The following is a 16,297-nucleotide window of genomic DNA, read 5'->3' as shown; positions in this document are numbered from 1 at the left end:
ACGCTTGCTTTAGACTGATTTCAATGCTAAATTTACCATCGGTTGCGGCCAAAAAAATCCTGGTGAGCAATTCGGTGAGCAGACTTTTTTATGTTGTTATAATATATTGATTTTCATTTAGATATAGACATATTTCATGTCCCTCTCTCTCTGCAGGACATGATGTCAAAACATTCAAAAACCCCGTTTAATCGCTTTAAACGGGGTTTTTGCGTTTTTGAGGTATACCAAAATATTCAAAAATTCCCAATAAAAATGTAGCGATTCGTGGAAGTGAGATAACACCAAAAAAACTTCCACGATTAGGTGCCTAACTAGCTGGCTATCAAGATGTTTACGACGTAAACATCTTGCGTTTCAATGGTAACAATTCGATTTTTGTTCATCTTAAACATTTGTACTATGTTAGAAACAAGCTTCGGGTTGATTTTCTTTTTGAAAAGACCCAATCCAGAATTAGCAGAAGGAATGCGTTATGTTTATTGTCGTGTAACTGTCAATGGCGTTCCCAAGGACATCTCTACCAAACGTACATGGCATCCGTCGAAGTGGAGCGTAGGTGCTGGCCGGGCGACCGGGAACAAGGAGGACACTAAAACATTGAATGCTTATCTCGATACTCTCACCACCAAAATTTACGAGGCAAAGCGATCTTTGATTGAGGAAAATAAAGAAGTCACCTCAGAGGCTATCAAGAATATTCTTCTAGGCAGAACGGAAGGCGGTAAAACTATCCTTCCCATTTTCCGCGAGCACAACGATCAGATAGCTGCTTTGATCGGAACAGACTTTGCCCCTGGCACTTTGGAGCGGTATGAGACTTGTATGAAACATACCCGCGACTTTATCAAATGGAAGTATCAGGCGGATGATTTTGAAATCAAGAAGCTTGATTACGAATTTATATCACAGTATGAATTCTGGCTTAAAGCAGTTAAGAAGATCAGCCATAACACTACCATGAAGTACCTTGCGAACTTTAAGAAGATTGTTCTTTTATGTGTTAAAAGAGGATGGCTCCAACGTGATCCCTTCTATGCTTTCAAATTTTCGAAGCGAGAGGTTGATCGGCAGGCGTTGACAGAAGTTGAGTTGAAGAAAGTATGGGAGAAAGAAATGGGTGACGGTCGCCTGGCTCTTGTCAAGGATATCTTTCTTTTCTGTTGCTACACGGGACTTGCCTATGCCGATATATATAAATTGAAGCGGAGTGAGATTGCCGAAGGGATTGATGGTGAAAAGTGGATTACGACCAAGCGCCAGAAGACTGACACTCCGTCTCGGATACCTATTCTACCAATGGCGATGGAGATTATGGAGAAGTATGAAGATCATCCTCAATGCGAGAATGAAAATCGGGTGCTGCCGGTGCTTTCTAATCAGAAGATGAATGCCTATTTGAAGGAGATTGCCGATTTGTGCGGGATTAATAAGAACATCACATTTCATTTGGCTCGACATACTTTCGCAACGACTGTTACTTTGACTAATGGGGTTCCAATTGAGAGTGTGTCTAAAATGCTCGGGCATCGGAATATTAAGACTACCCAGCAGTATGCAAAGATTGTAGATAAGAAGATCAGTGATGACATGGCAAAGTTGAAGGAGATCTTGCGGAAGTGATTTGGTTAGTAACTCTTTTTGATGACTATTGGATGGCTGGCGGCGCAAAAAATGCCTTAAAACCTCCGTGTTTGCAAGGCATTTTTTTGCGTGTCAATGTCCAACATACTGCGCTAAGTAAATCTTGGGTTATATTTGACAAAGCTGTCAAGACAATAGCGGCCTAATGCAACAAGCTAACTTTTGTGAGTATATAAGAGAGCTTAGAGAGGAGGCGAAGATGCCCTTACGAAAGCTTGCTGCCATAATGGATATTGATCAAGGCACGCTTAGTAAACTTGAATGAGGTGAAAGGCCATTAAATCGGCAAATGCTCCCTGCTATTGCGAAGACTTTTAATATCGAAGAGAGAGAATTAATAATAGAATTTATGTGTAAAATTATTGCCGTATAGCTTGTTGATGAGGTCTATAGCAAGGAAATTTTGTCTGCTGCTGAAAGAGAACTTCGGGAAATGGAGCGGCAGAGACTAGCTCCTGATCTATAACTCAACTTGTTAACATTGCAAAACCTTCAAATAAGTCGCCGACGACCATTATTTTGAAACCAGAAAAGATCACCCGTAAAGAACTTGTAGACCTTCGCCTAAAAAAGGCTGGGTGGAATGTGGGTGACTTTTCACAGGTGATAGAAGAATTTAATGTCAAGACTGACACAAAAGGCTTTGCGGAACCCTACGTGCCATACGGAAATCAATTCAGTGACTACGTCTTGTTAGGCAGGGACGGCAAGCCGTTAGCTGTTGTGGAAGTCAAGAAATCAACTGTCGATTCTCGGATTGGTGAAGAACAGGCCAAACAATACGCTTATAACATTCAAAAGAATTATAGATGTGAACTTCCGTTTTGCATGTACACAAACGGTCACGATATCTTCTTTTGGGATTTAGAAAACTATGCACCGAGAAAAATATTCTCTTTCCCGACGCGTGCAGATCTTGAACGAATGGCCTTCATTCGCAAGAACAAAAAACCTTTGGCCGATGAGTTGATCAATACCAAAATTGCAGGAAGGCCTTACCAGATTCAGGCGATCAGGGCAGTCTTTGAAAAGCTAGAGGAACGGAGAAGAAGATTTCTCTTGATTATGGCTACAGGCACGGGTAAAACAAGAACCTGTATTGCGATGGTAGACGGCTTAATGCGAGCCGGCTGGATTTCAAGAGTTCTGTTCTTAGTGGATCGTGTAGCTCTGAGGGATCAGGCAATAGAAGCTTTTAAGGATAATGCTCCGCAATATTCCGTATGGCCGCATTCCGGTGAAACGAAAATTGCGACGGATAGGCGTGTGTATGTCTCTACTTACCCTACCATGTTGAATATCATAGAAAGCGATGGGCTATCGCCGCATTTCTTCGATATTATTGTGATCGACGAAAGTCATCGTTCCATTTACAATGTTTACCACAACGTACTCAATTATTTCAACACCATTGTGCTTGGCTTAACCGCTACGCCGACGGATTCGATAGACCATAACACATTTGAGTTATTTGATTGCGAAGACGGTTTGCCCACCTTCGCCTACACCTTCGAAGATGCGGTCAATAATAAGCCGCCCTACTTGTCCAATTTCGAGGTGATGAAGTTGACAACGAAGTTTCAGCAAGAAGGAATTCATCTTAACACTATTTCCGAAGATGATCAGAAGAAATTGCTGGCGGAAGGAAAAGATCCTGTTGAGATAAATTTTGAAGGAACCGAAATTGAGAAAGCAGTCACTAATAAGGGCACCAACGCATTGATAGTTAGGGAATTTTGGGAGGAATGCATTAAAGATCCTAATGGTGTATTGCCGGGTAAGACCATCTTCTTCTGCATGACGATGAAGCATGCCCGACGGATAAAAGAAGTGTTTGACCAATTTTATCCGCAGGGAGCGGGAGAAATTGCAAAGGTTATTGTGTCGGACGATCCCAGGGTGTACGGCAAAGGTGGCTTACTCGATCAGTTTAAGAATTACGACTTTCCAAGGGTCGCCATCAGTGTTGATATGTTGGATACTGGGATTGATATTCCGGAACTCGTAAACCTGGTATTCGCCAAGCCGGTTTTCTCCTACACCAAGTTTTGGCAGATGATTGGGCGCGGAACGAGACTACTAAATCCCAACGACCGAAGAAGCTGGTGCCATGAAAAGGACAAGTTTCTCATTATCGATTGCTGGGATAACTTCGAATACTTCAAGCTCAACCCGAAGGGAAAGGAAAATAAAGCACAAACAGCATTGCCTGTCCGGTTATTCAGAATGCGGTTGGAGAAGCTGAAACTGGCACAAGCGCGGAGTTCGGACATTGTCCATTCAGAAAAGCTGGAATTGGAGAAACTTATCAACGCTCTGCCGAAAAACAATGTAGTGGTCCAAGACAATGCTAATGAATTGGAGAAAGTCTATAAGCGTGATTTTTGGGATGAGCTGAACGAGGACAAAATACAATTTCTCGACCAATCCATTGCCCCTTTATTAAGATCACTATCTTCTGTCGATTTTAAGGCCATGCGTTTTGAGAAAGACATTGTAGAGTTTTCAATTGCCCAGCTAGAGAACGAAGGTCAGGATATAGAGAATCTGAAAGAGCTCATCGTAACCCAAATAGCCGAGTTGCCGCTAAACATTAGCCTTGTGGCGAAGGAAAAGGAAATAATATCTCGAGCGTTAAGAGATAGCTTTTGGATTAATGTTACAGAAGACGAGCTAAAACTTTTGATTGGCAAAATAGCGCCACTTATGAGGTACCGCCAACGCTGGGGCGGTGGCGATGAGCAGGAGAACCTCAATTTGAAAGATGTTACCTACAAAAAGGAAATGATTGAGTTTGGTCCTGAGAATGAATTAGTAAGTGTCAGCAGGTACAGGGAAATGGTAGAGGCAATGGTACAGGAATTGGCTGACCAGAACCCAGTTTTGCAAAAGATAAAATCGGGAGAATCGATAACTGAAAGTGAATTGAATGAACTGGCGCGGATGATGAATGCTAAAGACCCATTCGTCACAGAGAAACTATTGCAGAGAGTTTACGGAAATCAACACGCCAAATTCCTGCAATTCATCAGGCACATTTTGCATATAGAAGTGATTCATTCTTTTGAAGAAACGGTAACCACGGCTTTTGACGAATTTATAAAGCTTCACAGCAACCTTTCAAATAGTCAGATTGAGTTTATGTCGGTTTTGAAGAAGTATCTGATTGACAAAGGGAAGATTGAAAAGAAAGATTTGATTAATCCCCCATTTACTCAACTGCATCCCCAAGGCATACTGGGCATTTTTTCACCCAAAGAAATTGAAGAAATCATCACGGTCATTCATAGAATAGCTGCTTAGTAAACTACAAGAGAGTACAAATGTTATCAACAGAATTAAAATCAAAAATCAACAAGCTTTGGGATAAGTTCTGGAGCCGCGGCATCACTAATCCTATTACTGCCATTGAGCAAATCTCTTACTTGCTTTTTATGCGCAGGATAGATGATGCTGATACTGATGCCAAACTCAAAGCGGAGTTTGCCGGTGTCGTGTACAAAACATTGTTCTTTCGTCCACAAGTAGATGAAAAAGGAATTGCGATCACAGACATTCATGGAAATGCTGTTTATGAAAGTGCTGACGATTGTCGCTGGTCGCAGTTTAAAGATCTTGATCCTGACAGCATGCTGGAAAGAGTATCAGGGAAGGCTTTCTTTTTTATCAAAAACCTCAATGATCCATCTCAGCCTTTCACGAGACACATGCAGAATGCCGTTTTTATCATCAACAACTCTGCGTTGTTGGATGAAGCGGTAAAAGCGATTGATGATATTTTTGAAGAGATCAAGAGACAACAAAATGAAGGACAGCAGTTTCAGGACACACAGGGCGATGTCTACGAATATCTTTTAAATGAACTCAGTCAGTCCGGTAAAAACGGACAGTTTCGCACACCACGCCATCTAATTCAATTCATGAGCGAAATTATTGATCCAGATTGGACTGATAAGATTTGTGACCCTGCTTGTGGTACTGGCGGTTTCTTACTGGGAGCTTATCAGCATATTCTTACCAAACACAGCAGTCCCGAGGAAATTGTGCTGGATGAGAACGGAATGAGACGCTTTAAAAAATACGGAGGGGACAAAATAACCAAGCAAGAGGTTTGGGATCACCTCAACGAAAAGACCTTCTTCGGATTCGATGTAGACCAGACCATGGTAAGAATCGGTTTGATGAACCTGATGCTTCACGGCATTAAGATCCCACAAATTGAAAATGTAGATACTCTTTCCAAGAAATATGATCAAGACTACAAGGATGAAGAATATTCCGTAATAATGGCTAACCCACCTTTCACCGGCAGAATTGATAAAGGTGGGATGAGTGATAAACTGAAAGTTGATGGTACCCAAAGCGAGCTTTTATTTCTCATCCGTATTTCAAAAATGCTACGTCCGGGAGGCAGAGCTGCCATAATCATCCCCGAGGGGGTGTTATTCGGTGGAAGTAAAACCCAGAAGAAGACGAGAGAAGTTCTTCTAATGGACAATCAACTGGAGGCAGTAATATCCTTGCCCAGCGGTGCCTTTAAGCCCTACACTGGCGTAAAGACGGCTATATTAGTACTTACTAAAGTAGAGGAAGATAGCCCGACTTGGCATACTGAAAAAGTATGGTTTTACCAGCTTAATAGTGACGGCTATAGCCTGGACGATAACCGCCGTAAACTGACGGAAAATCCACTCCCAATTGCAGTTGATGCCTTCAAACAAAGAGCTACAAACACTCCGGTTGAGCGCAAAAAACACTTCTATGTATCAATAGACGAAATAAAAGACAACAATCTCGATTTAAGTTATAATCGCTACAAAAAATTTGAATACGAAGAACAAACTTACGAGCCACCGCAGAAGATTCTAGAAGCCCTTTTCACATTAGAGACAGAAATTAACAAGGACATGGAAGAACTTAGAAATTTAATTGGTTGATGGACATATTTAATCTATTTGATATTACGACACCAAAACAATGGAAGACCATTTCATCCGGAGATTTCGATGTAAAAGGGAAATATAGCGTTTATGGAGCAAATGGGATTATTGGAAAAACAAATTCATACAACCATGAAGAAGAGACAATTCTAATAACATGCCGTGGAGCAACTTGTGGCTCTGTTAATTTATCTGAACCGTATTCTTATGTTAACGGGAATGCAATGGCATTGGATAAGGTGGACGAAAGCAAGGTCACTACCAAATATTTATATCATTTTCTCAAACAATATAATTTTCAAAATGTTATAACTGGTTCAGCACAACCGCAAATTACGAGAGAAAGCCTAAGAAAAGTCGAAGTTCCACTACCGGACCTCGAAACTCAAAACAAAATTGGCGCTATATTAGATAAGGCGAAAGCGATAGTAGACAAGCGAGAACAGACTATTGCCAAATATGATGAATTGCTTAGAGCTACTTTTTTAGAAATGTTTTTGAAGTACCAAGGGACGAATATCATTTCATTGGTGGACCTAGCAGATATTAAATCAGGACTTACAAAAGGCAAAGAATATCTTGGAAAATCAACAAGAATGGTAGCATACATGAGAGTTGCGAATGTGCAGGACGGATTTCTCGATCTAAATGAGATAAAAGAAATTGAAGCAACTGAGGAGGAAATAGAGAGATATAATCTAGCCGTGGACGACCTATTGCTAACTGAGGGAGGTGATCCAGATAAGTTGGGAAGAGGCACACTTTGGAAAGGTGAAATTGACGATTGTATTTTCCAAAACCATATTTTTAGGGTCCGAGTCAAAGAAATGGAATTACTTAACCCAATATTTTTATCCTTTCAAGTATCTAGTCTTTACGGTAAGAATTATTTTTTGAAAGCGGCAAAACAGACTTCTGGAATCGCATCTATAAACTCTACACAGTTGAAGGCATTTCCAGTTTATGTCCCTCCATTGGAGATGCAGTATAAGTTTTCCCAAATTGTTTTAAAAGTTGAGAAAATTAAGGCAATGCTGTTTAGCATGAGAAAGGAAACTAGACAATTATTTAGTGCCCTTTCTCAATACTCATTTCAAGGTAAATTGAAATTTAATTCTGCCGTTGATTTGGAGATTCTGCTTGAAAATGACTATGAATTTTTCAAGAAAAATAGTAGTATCCAATCCATCCAATTTTTGCTGGAAAGGCTTGAGAAGGATGAACTAAATGACAAAAAATTTTACGATCCAGGTAGCTATGACAAAGCCGTTAGGTTACTATTTGAGCTTTTGAAGGATAATAAAGTTAAACAGGTGTTTGATAAAAAGACAAGCGGAGTAAAGTTCGCTATTGAATGAAACTATTGAGACTCAGAATAGAAAACGAAGCCGGTTTCAGAAGCTTACAGCAAGGATTTGAAATCAATTTCCATGCTTTGGATGATACCGAATCCATGGAGCAGTTTCGTCCTTTCTGCTTTGCTGGTTTAAACGGTAGCGGTAAAAGTAATGTACTTGAAGCTCTGGCTAACATATTTTATCATCTGGAAGTTTGCGTAGCACGCTATCTACCGGAAAGCATTAAGGATTCAGCGAATTTTAAACGTAGTGAATGTACTCCTGACGCTTTTAGATTGGAATACCTGATTGGTCAATTAACTGAAAAACCATATACCCAAGACATCTTTCAAAAAGTAGTAATTACTAAAAAACAGGGCGAAGAACCCGGCATTAAGGTGTATGCTTCGCCTTATATCGAAGACTCAATTGTTATTCCTAATAAAGATACAGAGAAAGAGACAATTAACGCCTCAGGCAAAATATTGGAGGCACAAGACAAAATGTATCTTCCTAATCAAATCGTTGGCTATTCATCGGGGGAGAATGAGATTTTAAGTCTACCTTTCGTCAAAAGTCGCTTAATACACCTGGATGAATACTACCAGGCCACCAGAGACAAATACGAGAAATACGATGAACCCGAAAATAGCTTAATATACATAGACAACAATATGAGCCAGGCGGTACTGCTGGTCTGCTTGTTGTTTGAAAGTGATGATACCCTTGCACCATTTAGGGCAGTTGACAACACCGGAATTCTAGGTTTACGAAGTTTCAGGATGAACCTAAATCTGCATGAATTTGAATTTGGGATATATAAGGCAAAAGACAAGGAGAGAATCCCAATTCTTACTCTGATAGACAAGCATCAACTTGGGAGTTTGAAGAAATGTGCAACGTGTTGGTTTGAAGATAGTAATTCAAAGACACTATGGCTGGATTTTTATGTAAATGAAGCCACCAAAGCCGCATTCAGAAAACATTTCCAAAATTCGTTAAAATGTTTTCAGTTGTTCAGATTGCTTTATGAGCTTAACAGTCATTTTGTAGATGAAGCTACCAAGCTGGAAATATATCGTTCCAAGGGGGTGTATACGGACGGTAAGCTCCCAATTGGCAGCTCGAAACAAGATGTTTTTCACTTCTTGGATTTTTACATTACGAAGGAATTAAAGAAAACAGGTGAGAAGAAAGACCTGCTGTTAAGAAGTTTTTCTGATGGTGAGCACCAGTTTATACATACGATGGGCATCTGTTTGCTGCTAAAAGATAAACGAGCACTGTTGCTGTTAGATGAGCCGGAGACGCACTTTAATCCGAGCTGGCGTGCCAAATTCATCAAAATATTAAATGATAGCATAACTGCTGGCAATCCTAGTCCATCGGATGTCGGTGGTTCAAATGTGCATTTACTTAAAGATATTTTACTGACATCGCATTCACCATTTATTATATCTGATTGCTTGCCAGATAATGTTATATTGTTTGAGAAAGATAAGAAAGGGAATACAACGGCTTTAAAGGCTAGCGAATTAGGGATTGATACTTATGGAACATCAGTCAACTTACTGACAAATAGGATTTTCAAAAATAAAGAAACCATTGGTAAATATGCTATATCCAGGCTCAATGAATTCAAGAAACGTTTTGACGGAAGTGAAGATACTCAGGAACTGATTGAGGAGCTCAACAATGAGTTTGGCGACTCAATTGAAAAATTATTATTGATAAAAGAAGTCACTGAAAAGAAATAGGCAAAATGCTAAAGGCTTATAAATATAGTTATTCTAGAATTCAGGATGTTCAGTCATTTGTAAATCATGTAATGCTTGATATAATACTGAACGCTCCTAAATTCGCAGATCATGAATTTAGTTCAGCCTTGCTGTTGCCCAAATACAGAAATTTTGTGGATGGTGTTAATCATGCTTATCTTCTGAACCCTTTGAGGGTGATTTATAGTGTTTGTAAAAGTCTAGGTCGGAAGGAACGAAAATTACTTAAAACGGCTGTTCACAACAATAATAAAATAAGAGAATTATGTAACGGAAATTTGGATCCGATTAAGTATAAACAGATTGAGTCGATTGACGAAGCTCTTAGTCAGGCAATTAAAACGTTTTGTGATGCGCTTTATAATCAGTGCCTAGATCTTGCTCCATTTTATAATACATATGAGCAGACGGATATCTATTATAAGAAAATCGTCAAGAAATCGAAAACTTGTAAATGTTGTGGAACTGGGCCAGTGCTAACCAAATTTCACTCTCATAGAGGTGCACTAGATCATTACCTACCTAAGAGTATATATCCGTTTACCTCTCTGAATTTCAAGAATTTAATTCCGATATGCGAATATTGTAACGGAAAGTACAAACTCGGTAAGGATACACTTTGTTTGACAGAGAATAAAGGAAGGGCAAATGAAACAAATACAAGGGTAAAGGCCTTTTATCCTTTTAGCTCGGCGAAACCGGATATCGAAGTTGCTATCAAATTTGTCAATTTCGTTAGCGTGACCGATTTGGAGCCAATAAATATCAAAATAGAATTGCAATGCCCAGGTTACGATGAACAAGTGCAAACCTGGGACAGAATATTTGGAATCAAGGAAAACTACCAAGCGGAATGTTGCTCGGATGAAATGAGAATGCATTATGAGGAACAGTATATTTACGAAACGAGCCAAGGTAAGACACACGAAGACTATATTGATATCTTGAAAAGAAACAAATATGGAGATGTGAACTTCCTAAAAATGCCCTACTTACAGGCGATTCAACAAGCCTAAAGTCTTATTGCCAAACTATTTTTGATCTGGCTTTCTACAATTATTCACTTCTTTAAGTACGACAGCCCCCACCCTGTTAAAAAGAAGTCGAATACCGTCGGCTTAAACGCTCTGGCTGCCCATCCAAATCTTTCCATATATTTGCCCCGCAAACGTTTTTGATTAAGTATGGAACAGTTAATAGTAACCGGGAAAAAATGGTCTTGGAGAGACATACGGGTGCAAGTCCCGAAGCCTATCAAAGTTGGCTCTTTGACAAAGTTTGCGGTGACCTCTCCTTATCTAATCACACTTAACCATTTTTCATGCAAACTTTGGATGGTTCAGGTGTTAGCTCAAATGTACATTCAGCTAACCCCGCGGCCGATGCACGTCACGCATCAAATGCCAGCACTCCGCTGACAGATTCGCAAGCCGAGTTTTGGTACCTCATCGAATGTCAGGGCTGCAAAGAGCTGGCTCATTCGCTTAAAATGGTGCATGATCTGGCGCTTTATCATTCGGATGTACCGTTTGATACGGCCGAAAAGTCCGCGCTTTTTGATGTGAATTTACTCGTGGAGGGATGCCAGAAGATGCTGGCAAAGTTTAGGCTTGAAAGGGCTTTTGGCGACAGTCCTTTTTGTTCCTAGATATATTGAGTCCGGAAGTGACTTATATAGTGAATCATAGAAAACGCTTGCATGCAAATCTTCACGACCAACCAAACCATCCTCGCCACACTTAACGAAAATCCCTTTAAACTTGAAAAGGAGATTCAAGACCTTTTTGAGAAGAATCTGGGAGTTCTTACTTCTCTGAAACTGGTCAGGTCGGAGTTTACAATCAAACAATTCCGCATTGATACCCTGGCATTCGATCCTGAAAGTAATTCGTTTGTGATCATCGAATACAAGCGTAGTCAAAATTATAGCGTCGTAGACCAGGGCGTTTCCTATCTTAATCTCATGCTAGATTACCGCGCAGACTTCATTGTGGAATATAACGAGGCGTATGGAGAAAGCCTCAAACGAACGGATATAGACTGGTCGCAAAGCCGTATAATATTTGTTTCTCCTTCATTTACAGACTTTCAAAGACAGTCGACTAATTTCAAAGATCTGGGGATTGAGCTTTGGGAGATCAAGCAGTTTGAGAATGGTCTGCTTACGATCGATCAGATCAAAAAGTCCAAGTCGGCGCCGAGCATTAAGCAAATGCAAAAGAGTGATGACACGGAGATCGGTAAACTTGCAAAAGAAATTAAACCGTATTCGGAAGAGGATCATTTGTCAGGCAAGAGCGACGAGACGGTCGAAGTGTATGAGACATTTAAGAATGCGATTCTTAACCTAGGACCGGACATCGAAATTAAGCCACAAAAGATGGTGATCGGATTTACGATGAAAGGGAAAGTTTTTGCGGACGTGCTTGTGCTGAAGACAAGTTTGAAATGGTGGATTAACTTGAAAATTGGAAGTTTGGATGATCCAAAGAATTTATCGAGGGATGTTTCCAAAATCGGGCACTGGGGAAATGGGGATTATGAGATAAGAGTAAATGACAGTGCAAATCTTGAATATATTATGAGTTTGGTTAAGCAGGCTTTGAAATCTTAATCAAAAATCGATTCTGTCGGTACTAAATTCACCAATTAGCCACAACCCTGACAAGATTTAAAAAGTCAATATTGTGGTATTCGGTGCTTGCAATGTTGTTGTGAAATACAGGGAAAAATGCAAGCTTAGCTTTGGTAAAATCCTAGATTAGAAATTGAAGATGGCATGTGAAGCTAAAAGACGTGTTAGTTAAGTCGTCGATAAGTGTATGACAAACAAACTCGGCAAAAGAGCAGCTAAATAAGTGGCCCTATTCCCTTAGATTATGAGAAGCCTCCAAAAGCTTACGGCATAATGGCGGCTTTTTCTATTGCAGAGTATGTGGAAAGAAAAGCCGCCAGCCTACGGCACTTATATCCGTATCCAAGATCGAAAATTCTTTGAGGTGACGGCTGTATACCTTGCGGTCGTTCCTTGGGCTTCGCTTCCATTCTTTGCTTTTTTTAGAATCCATCAAGTCCCGGAAGCCCTTCTCACGAATGTTGGTTTTATAGTAATAACGATTTTGTTTATTCGGCGCTCAATCCGCGAAAGTCGACAAGAATATGATAAACTGTTACAATTGACCAGTGCCAATGGCAACGGGTCGATGTCAAAGCTAGATCTTATTGAACAAATGATCACGCAATTGGAGGCAACCGGCATTTCTCCGTCCCAACGCTTTGAAATCAATCTTGGTACTGTGGGACTGACCGCCCGCGAAAAGGATATTGTCCGTCAGGTTCGTAGCGGTAAGTCTTATAAGCTGATTGCGGACGAGCTTTTTATTTCAGAAAGGACGGTTAGCAAGCACATTCAGAATGTTTTTGAAAAGCTTGGTGTCTCAAATCGGGTGGAGTTACTGAATCGCCTGGAAATTTGGGAAAATGGCTAATAGGCGTAATCAAAGGCCATATACGTGTTTTTGCGTAGTCATTTTGCGCCTTTTTGCGTAGGTTGTCAAGGCTCAAATAGTTGTTTTCCAGTATTTTTTTCATGACCGTAATCACTGAGTTTTGTCCCAGGCATTCAGTGGTGATGTGAAGTTTAATAAACAATTATCGTATGGGACATGAGTATGCTTTGGAATGGCTAGACCAGATGGTCAACGAACTTGATCCGCGAAAAATCAATCCAGAAAATTTGGACAACGATCGATCCACCGCGATCATGGACAAAGCCGCAAAGGAAGAAAAAAGGCTTATTCTCTTATTCAAGCAATTCGTATTTCAAGAGCGGAAGAATCGACAAATCAAAAATTTGGTTAACCATCATCTTTCCGCCGCAGCCGGTTTAATGGAGACTGCCAGCAACTATCTAAATCAAATTCCGACCAGCGCTGATAATTTTCGACTTGCACTGGGAAGTATCCTGTCCTGTCTTAATGAAGTATCCGCGTTTATAGTAAAGCGTTACACAAATCTGGTCGATCGGGATATGTCGTTGAATAAGGCCTGTATCAATCCTCATGCTCATGACCTACACAAGCTCAGAAACAGCGACATCATGCAGAGTAATCCTGAATTGTCAGAACTGGTGATTGGAGCATTCGACGATGTTTTCCTCGACGAACGAGGCGGTGAGATTACCCTGCGCAAGCTTGAGTATTGGGCTAGTGTAAATCAAGCAATCACTTCTTCAGGCGACTCTAAGAAGATGACCGGAGCCTTCGACCGCTTGGAAGTGATTATGATCGAACGAAATTTTAATTCTCCACTATTTATAAAGTATTTAACATCGAAGTTCCCTGATGCGCTGAAGGTATCCGGTAATCACCCGCAAGTATCGCAAAGTCTTACCTATTTACAGAAAACCTTCAATCAAATTCCCGTTATGAAGAACATTGCTTTTGACAATCACTTCGACGACCTAAGTCTGACGATCAATACTTGGTTTATTCAAGAGATCGATTTTCAGTTGAAAGCAAGCAATGCCACGTTGAGTGAGCTTGGCGAGAAAGCACCGAAAACAGGCAAGCGGTATGAGAGAAAGACCTCAGATAAGGTTCTTTGCAATCTTACCGTCGATCAGCTGTCTCTTTTTTTCAAAGCCGCCGACCTCTCAAATATTATATCAGCGCGTTCATTGTCAGCAATTTTTCAGTCTGTAGCCCCTCATCTGTCCACGCCGCATCGCTCTGATATTTCTCATAGTAGTCTAAGGGTGAAAAGCTATTCGGCAGAGGAGCGGGACAAACAATTATTACTGGACGTCATTGATAGGCTGGTAGAGCAAATAAAAGAATTGTGATATTCCAATTTGAAAGTCAAGAGTCATTTAGCATGAACCGTTATGATTTCATCAATCCGTGTGCTATACCGGGGTGAGAGTTTATCTTGCTTCATTTTCCAGCGGGTATTCAGATCCTGACTTGCGAGCAATACCTTATTTTGCCCCATAGCTTTGTTAAGCTTGTCAACGACTGCCATTAAATGACCGTGACGAGGATCCGTGTTTTCGAAAATCTGTTGTTGCTTGGCTTTGGCAGGCGTAAGCTCCATCACAATCACCCCCGCCTTTTTATAACCATAGCCGTCCTTGAATATTTTTTTAAGTGCATTCAACGCAAAGTGAGCGAGCTCAATGGCTGAATTGGTCGGGAATGGCAGGTCAATGGTGATGGACTTGTTGTACTGCGGCTGATCTGGCCGGAAAGTGTTGGTATGAACGAATAATTGCAGAACATTACAGCAACTATCCTGCTCGCGAAGGCGCTCGCTGCAAATGGCGGCGAAAGTGACGACCCGTTCCTTTACATCTTCAAACGCCGTAAAATTTTGATTAAATGAGCGGGTTACAGCAATATTCTTTTTCAATTGAGGTGGTTCAAGATCCAGCGTTTTTTGTCCCGCCAGTTCTTGTTGAAGTCTCAGTCCTACAATGCTCATGTTTTTTCTAACCCATTCCTCAGGCAGCAGTGTAAAATCCAGCACTGTTTCGACACCAAGTGCTTTCAACCTTTTCTCGTGTGCACGCCCAATCCCCCAGACATCGCCAATGCGAAAAAAGCTGATTGCTTTCAGTAGTTTGTCTTGTGTATCAATGATATGGACCCCGCCCGTTTTGTCGGCAAATTTTTTGGCAATTTTGTTTGCAATCTTCGCTAATGCTTTTGTAGGTGCCATTCCTACGCTGATCGGAATTCCGGTGCTTTGCGTGACAGTCTTTCTCATTTCCTCTCCAACTTTTCGAAGGTCCATGTGCTTGTGACCATCAAACCGGAGGAATGCCTCGTCAATGCTATAAATTTCCATTGCAGGAGTGTAACGGCCCAGCAAGGTCATCACCCGGTTGCTCATATCTCCGTATAGGGCGTAGTTGCTCGAAAAAACATAAATCTGTTGTTCCTTAAATTTCTTTTCGAATAAGAATGCCGGAGCGCCCATGGTAATTCCCAATGCCTTTGCCTCATTTGATCTGGCAATAACGCAGCCGTCGTTGTTACTGAGTACTACCACTGGTTTGCCGTTCAATTCCGGCCGGAACATTCGCTCGCAGCTTGCATAAAAGTTGTTACAATCGACCAGAGCGAACATATCAAAAGAATTTAATAACATTTGTGACAACTCCCCAAACCAGAAACTCGGTGTCGGCAGCGACCCATATCGGCGCATACAGATCATTTTCGGCTATTAGCCAGCAGCCACCCTCATCGTAGCGCACCCGTTTTACCAGAAAGTCGCCATTTAAAAAACATACCGCGATACAATTGTCTCTGCACGGAAGGCTTTTGTCGATGACCAGTATATCGCCGTCATCAATATGTACGTCACTCATGCTAGTGCCTTTCACCCGCCCGTAAAATGTGCTTGCCGGATTTTTGACAATCTCTTTTTGCAAGTCAATTTCCAGGTCGATGAAGTCGGCCGCAGGCGAAGGGAAACCGGCACTGATTGCTGGAATCAGTGCCGTAAGCCAGTTTCCGCTTGCGGCCTGCCGATAAATACGTAATGATTGACCCGCGTAAATCTCCCCCATCACCTTTCACTTTTTACAAAGGTTGCA

The 16,297-nt window shown here is 41.1% G+C and carries 13 protein-coding genes; 11 read left to right on the top strand and 2 right to left on the bottom strand.

The annotated features are described in order from the left end of the window. The first annotated feature begins 402 nt into the window (after positions 1–402). The 11 genes from FEN17_RS18105 (at position 403) to FEN17_RS18055 (ending at position 14,542) form a co-directional block, all read left to right on the top strand. Positions 403–1,623, top strand: coding sequence for a site-specific integrase (locus FEN17_RS18105; RefSeq protein ID WP_138366719.1), 1,221 nt, complete (start codon positions 403–405; stop codon positions 1,621–1,623). Positions 1,624–1,789: 166 nt separating this feature from the next. Next, a complete protein-coding gene (locus FEN17_RS27980; RefSeq protein WP_138366718.1) occupies positions 1,790–1,909 on the top strand; it encodes a helix-turn-helix domain-containing protein in 120 nt (39 codons plus the stop codon). A 254-nt stretch (positions 1,910–2,163) separates the two neighbouring features. Next, positions 2,164–4,947 carry a type I restriction endonuclease subunit R gene (locus tag FEN17_RS18095; protein ID WP_138366717.1) on the top strand — a complete coding sequence of 928 codons (2,784 nt, stop codon included), beginning with the start codon at positions 2,164–2,166 and terminating at the stop codon, positions 4,945–4,947. 20 nt (positions 4,948–4,967) lie between these two features. Further along, entirely contained in the window at positions 4,968–6,581 is a 1,614-nt protein-coding gene (locus FEN17_RS18090; protein ID WP_138366716.1) for a type I restriction-modification system subunit M, read from the top strand. Beyond that, positions 6,581–7,942, top strand: coding sequence for a restriction endonuclease subunit S (locus FEN17_RS18085; protein WP_138366715.1), 1,362 nt, complete (start codon positions 6,581–6,583; stop codon positions 7,940–7,942). Before FEN17_RS18090 ends, FEN17_RS18085 begins: the two co-directional genes overlap by 1 nt. Then, positions 7,939–9,678: a restriction system-associated AAA family ATPase gene (locus FEN17_RS18080; RefSeq protein ID WP_138366714.1), complete on the top strand. Its 1,740-nt coding sequence runs from the start codon at positions 7,939–7,941 to the stop codon at positions 9,676–9,678. Before FEN17_RS18085 ends, FEN17_RS18080 begins: the two co-directional genes overlap by 4 nt. Before the next feature lie 5 nt (positions 9,679–9,683). After that, positions 9,684–10,715 (top strand): hypothetical protein, encoded by a 1,032-nt coding sequence (locus tag FEN17_RS18075; protein ID WP_138366713.1) that lies wholly within the window; start codon positions 9,684–9,686, stop codon positions 10,713–10,715. A 305-nt stretch (positions 10,716–11,020) separates the two neighbouring features. Next, positions 11,021–11,347, top strand: coding sequence for a hypothetical protein (locus FEN17_RS18070; protein ID WP_138366712.1), 327 nt, complete (start codon positions 11,021–11,023; stop codon positions 11,345–11,347). 51 nt (positions 11,348–11,398) lie between these two features. Then, entirely contained in the window at positions 11,399–12,313 is a 915-nt protein-coding gene (locus tag FEN17_RS18065; protein WP_138366711.1) for a DUF5655 domain-containing protein, read from the top strand. Between the two features lie 319 nt (positions 12,314–12,632). Beyond that, positions 12,633–13,187: a response regulator transcription factor gene (locus tag FEN17_RS27855; RefSeq protein WP_310589768.1), complete on the top strand. Its 555-nt coding sequence runs from the start codon at positions 12,633–12,635 to the stop codon at positions 13,185–13,187. Between the two features lie 170 nt (positions 13,188–13,357). Then, the gene (locus FEN17_RS18055) at positions 13,358–14,542 is read left to right on the top strand and encodes a hypothetical protein (RefSeq protein ID WP_138366710.1); all 1,185 of its coding nucleotides are present in this window, start codon (positions 13,358–13,360) and stop codon (positions 14,540–14,542) included. A gap of 23 nt (positions 14,543–14,565) precedes the next feature. Here FEN17_RS18055 and FEN17_RS18050 read toward each other — a convergent pair whose 3' ends face one another. Together FEN17_RS18050 and FEN17_RS18045 are read right to left on the bottom strand one after the other, a co-directional pair. Then, the gene (locus tag FEN17_RS18050; RefSeq protein WP_138366709.1) at positions 14,566–15,828 is read right to left on the bottom strand and encodes a Y-family DNA polymerase; all 1,263 of its coding nucleotides are present in this window, start codon (positions 15,826–15,828) and stop codon (positions 14,566–14,568) included. 1 nt (position 15,829) lies between these two features. Next, positions 15,830–16,270, bottom strand: a complete 441-nt coding sequence (locus FEN17_RS18045) for a LexA family protein (RefSeq protein ID WP_138366708.1) — start codon at positions 16,268–16,270, stop codon at positions 15,830–15,832. Positions 16,271–16,297: the final 27 nt, after the last annotated feature.

The sequence above is a fragment of the Dyadobacter luticola genome (genome assembly GCF_005860805.1).
GTDB classification, from domain to species: domain Bacteria; phylum Bacteroidota; class Bacteroidia; order Cytophagales; family Spirosomataceae; genus Dyadobacter; species Dyadobacter luticola.
This window is presented reverse-complemented; position numbering and strand designations above follow the sequence as displayed.

Coding starts and splice junctions, on each gene's coding strand:
- FEN17_RS18105 (WP_138366719.1), top strand. CDS start 403: ATGTTAGAAACAAGCTTCGGGTTGATTTTCTTTTTGAAAAGACCCAAT.
- FEN17_RS27980 (WP_138366718.1), top strand. CDS start 1,790: ATGCAACAAGCTAACTTTTGTGAGTATATAAGAGAGCTTAGAGAGGAG.
- FEN17_RS18090 (WP_138366716.1), top strand. CDS start 4,968: ATGTTATCAACAGAATTAAAATCAAAAATCAACAAGCTTTGGGATAAG.
- FEN17_RS18085 (WP_138366715.1), top strand. CDS start 6,581: ATGGACATATTTAATCTATTTGATATTACGACACCAAAACAATGGAAG.
- FEN17_RS18080 (WP_138366714.1), top strand. CDS start 7,939: ATGAAACTATTGAGACTCAGAATAGAAAACGAAGCCGGTTTCAGAAGC.
- FEN17_RS18075 (WP_138366713.1), top strand. CDS start 9,684: ATGCTAAAGGCTTATAAATATAGTTATTCTAGAATTCAGGATGTTCAG.
- FEN17_RS18070 (WP_138366712.1), top strand. CDS start 11,021: ATGCAAACTTTGGATGGTTCAGGTGTTAGCTCAAATGTACATTCAGCT.
- FEN17_RS18065 (WP_138366711.1), top strand. CDS start 11,399: ATGCAAATCTTCACGACCAACCAAACCATCCTCGCCACACTTAACGAA.
- FEN17_RS27855 (WP_310589768.1), top strand. CDS start 12,633: ATGTGGAAAGAAAAGCCGCCAGCCTACGGCACTTATATCCGTATCCAA.
- FEN17_RS18055 (WP_138366710.1), top strand. CDS start 13,358: ATGGGACATGAGTATGCTTTGGAATGGCTAGACCAGATGGTCAACGAA.
- FEN17_RS18050 (WP_138366709.1), bottom strand. CDS start 15,828: ATGTTCGCTCTGGTCGATTGTAACAACTTTTATGCAAGCTGCGAGCGA.
- FEN17_RS18045 (WP_138366708.1), bottom strand. CDS start 16,270: ATGGGGGAGATTTACGCGGGTCAATCATTACGTATTTATCGGCAGGCC.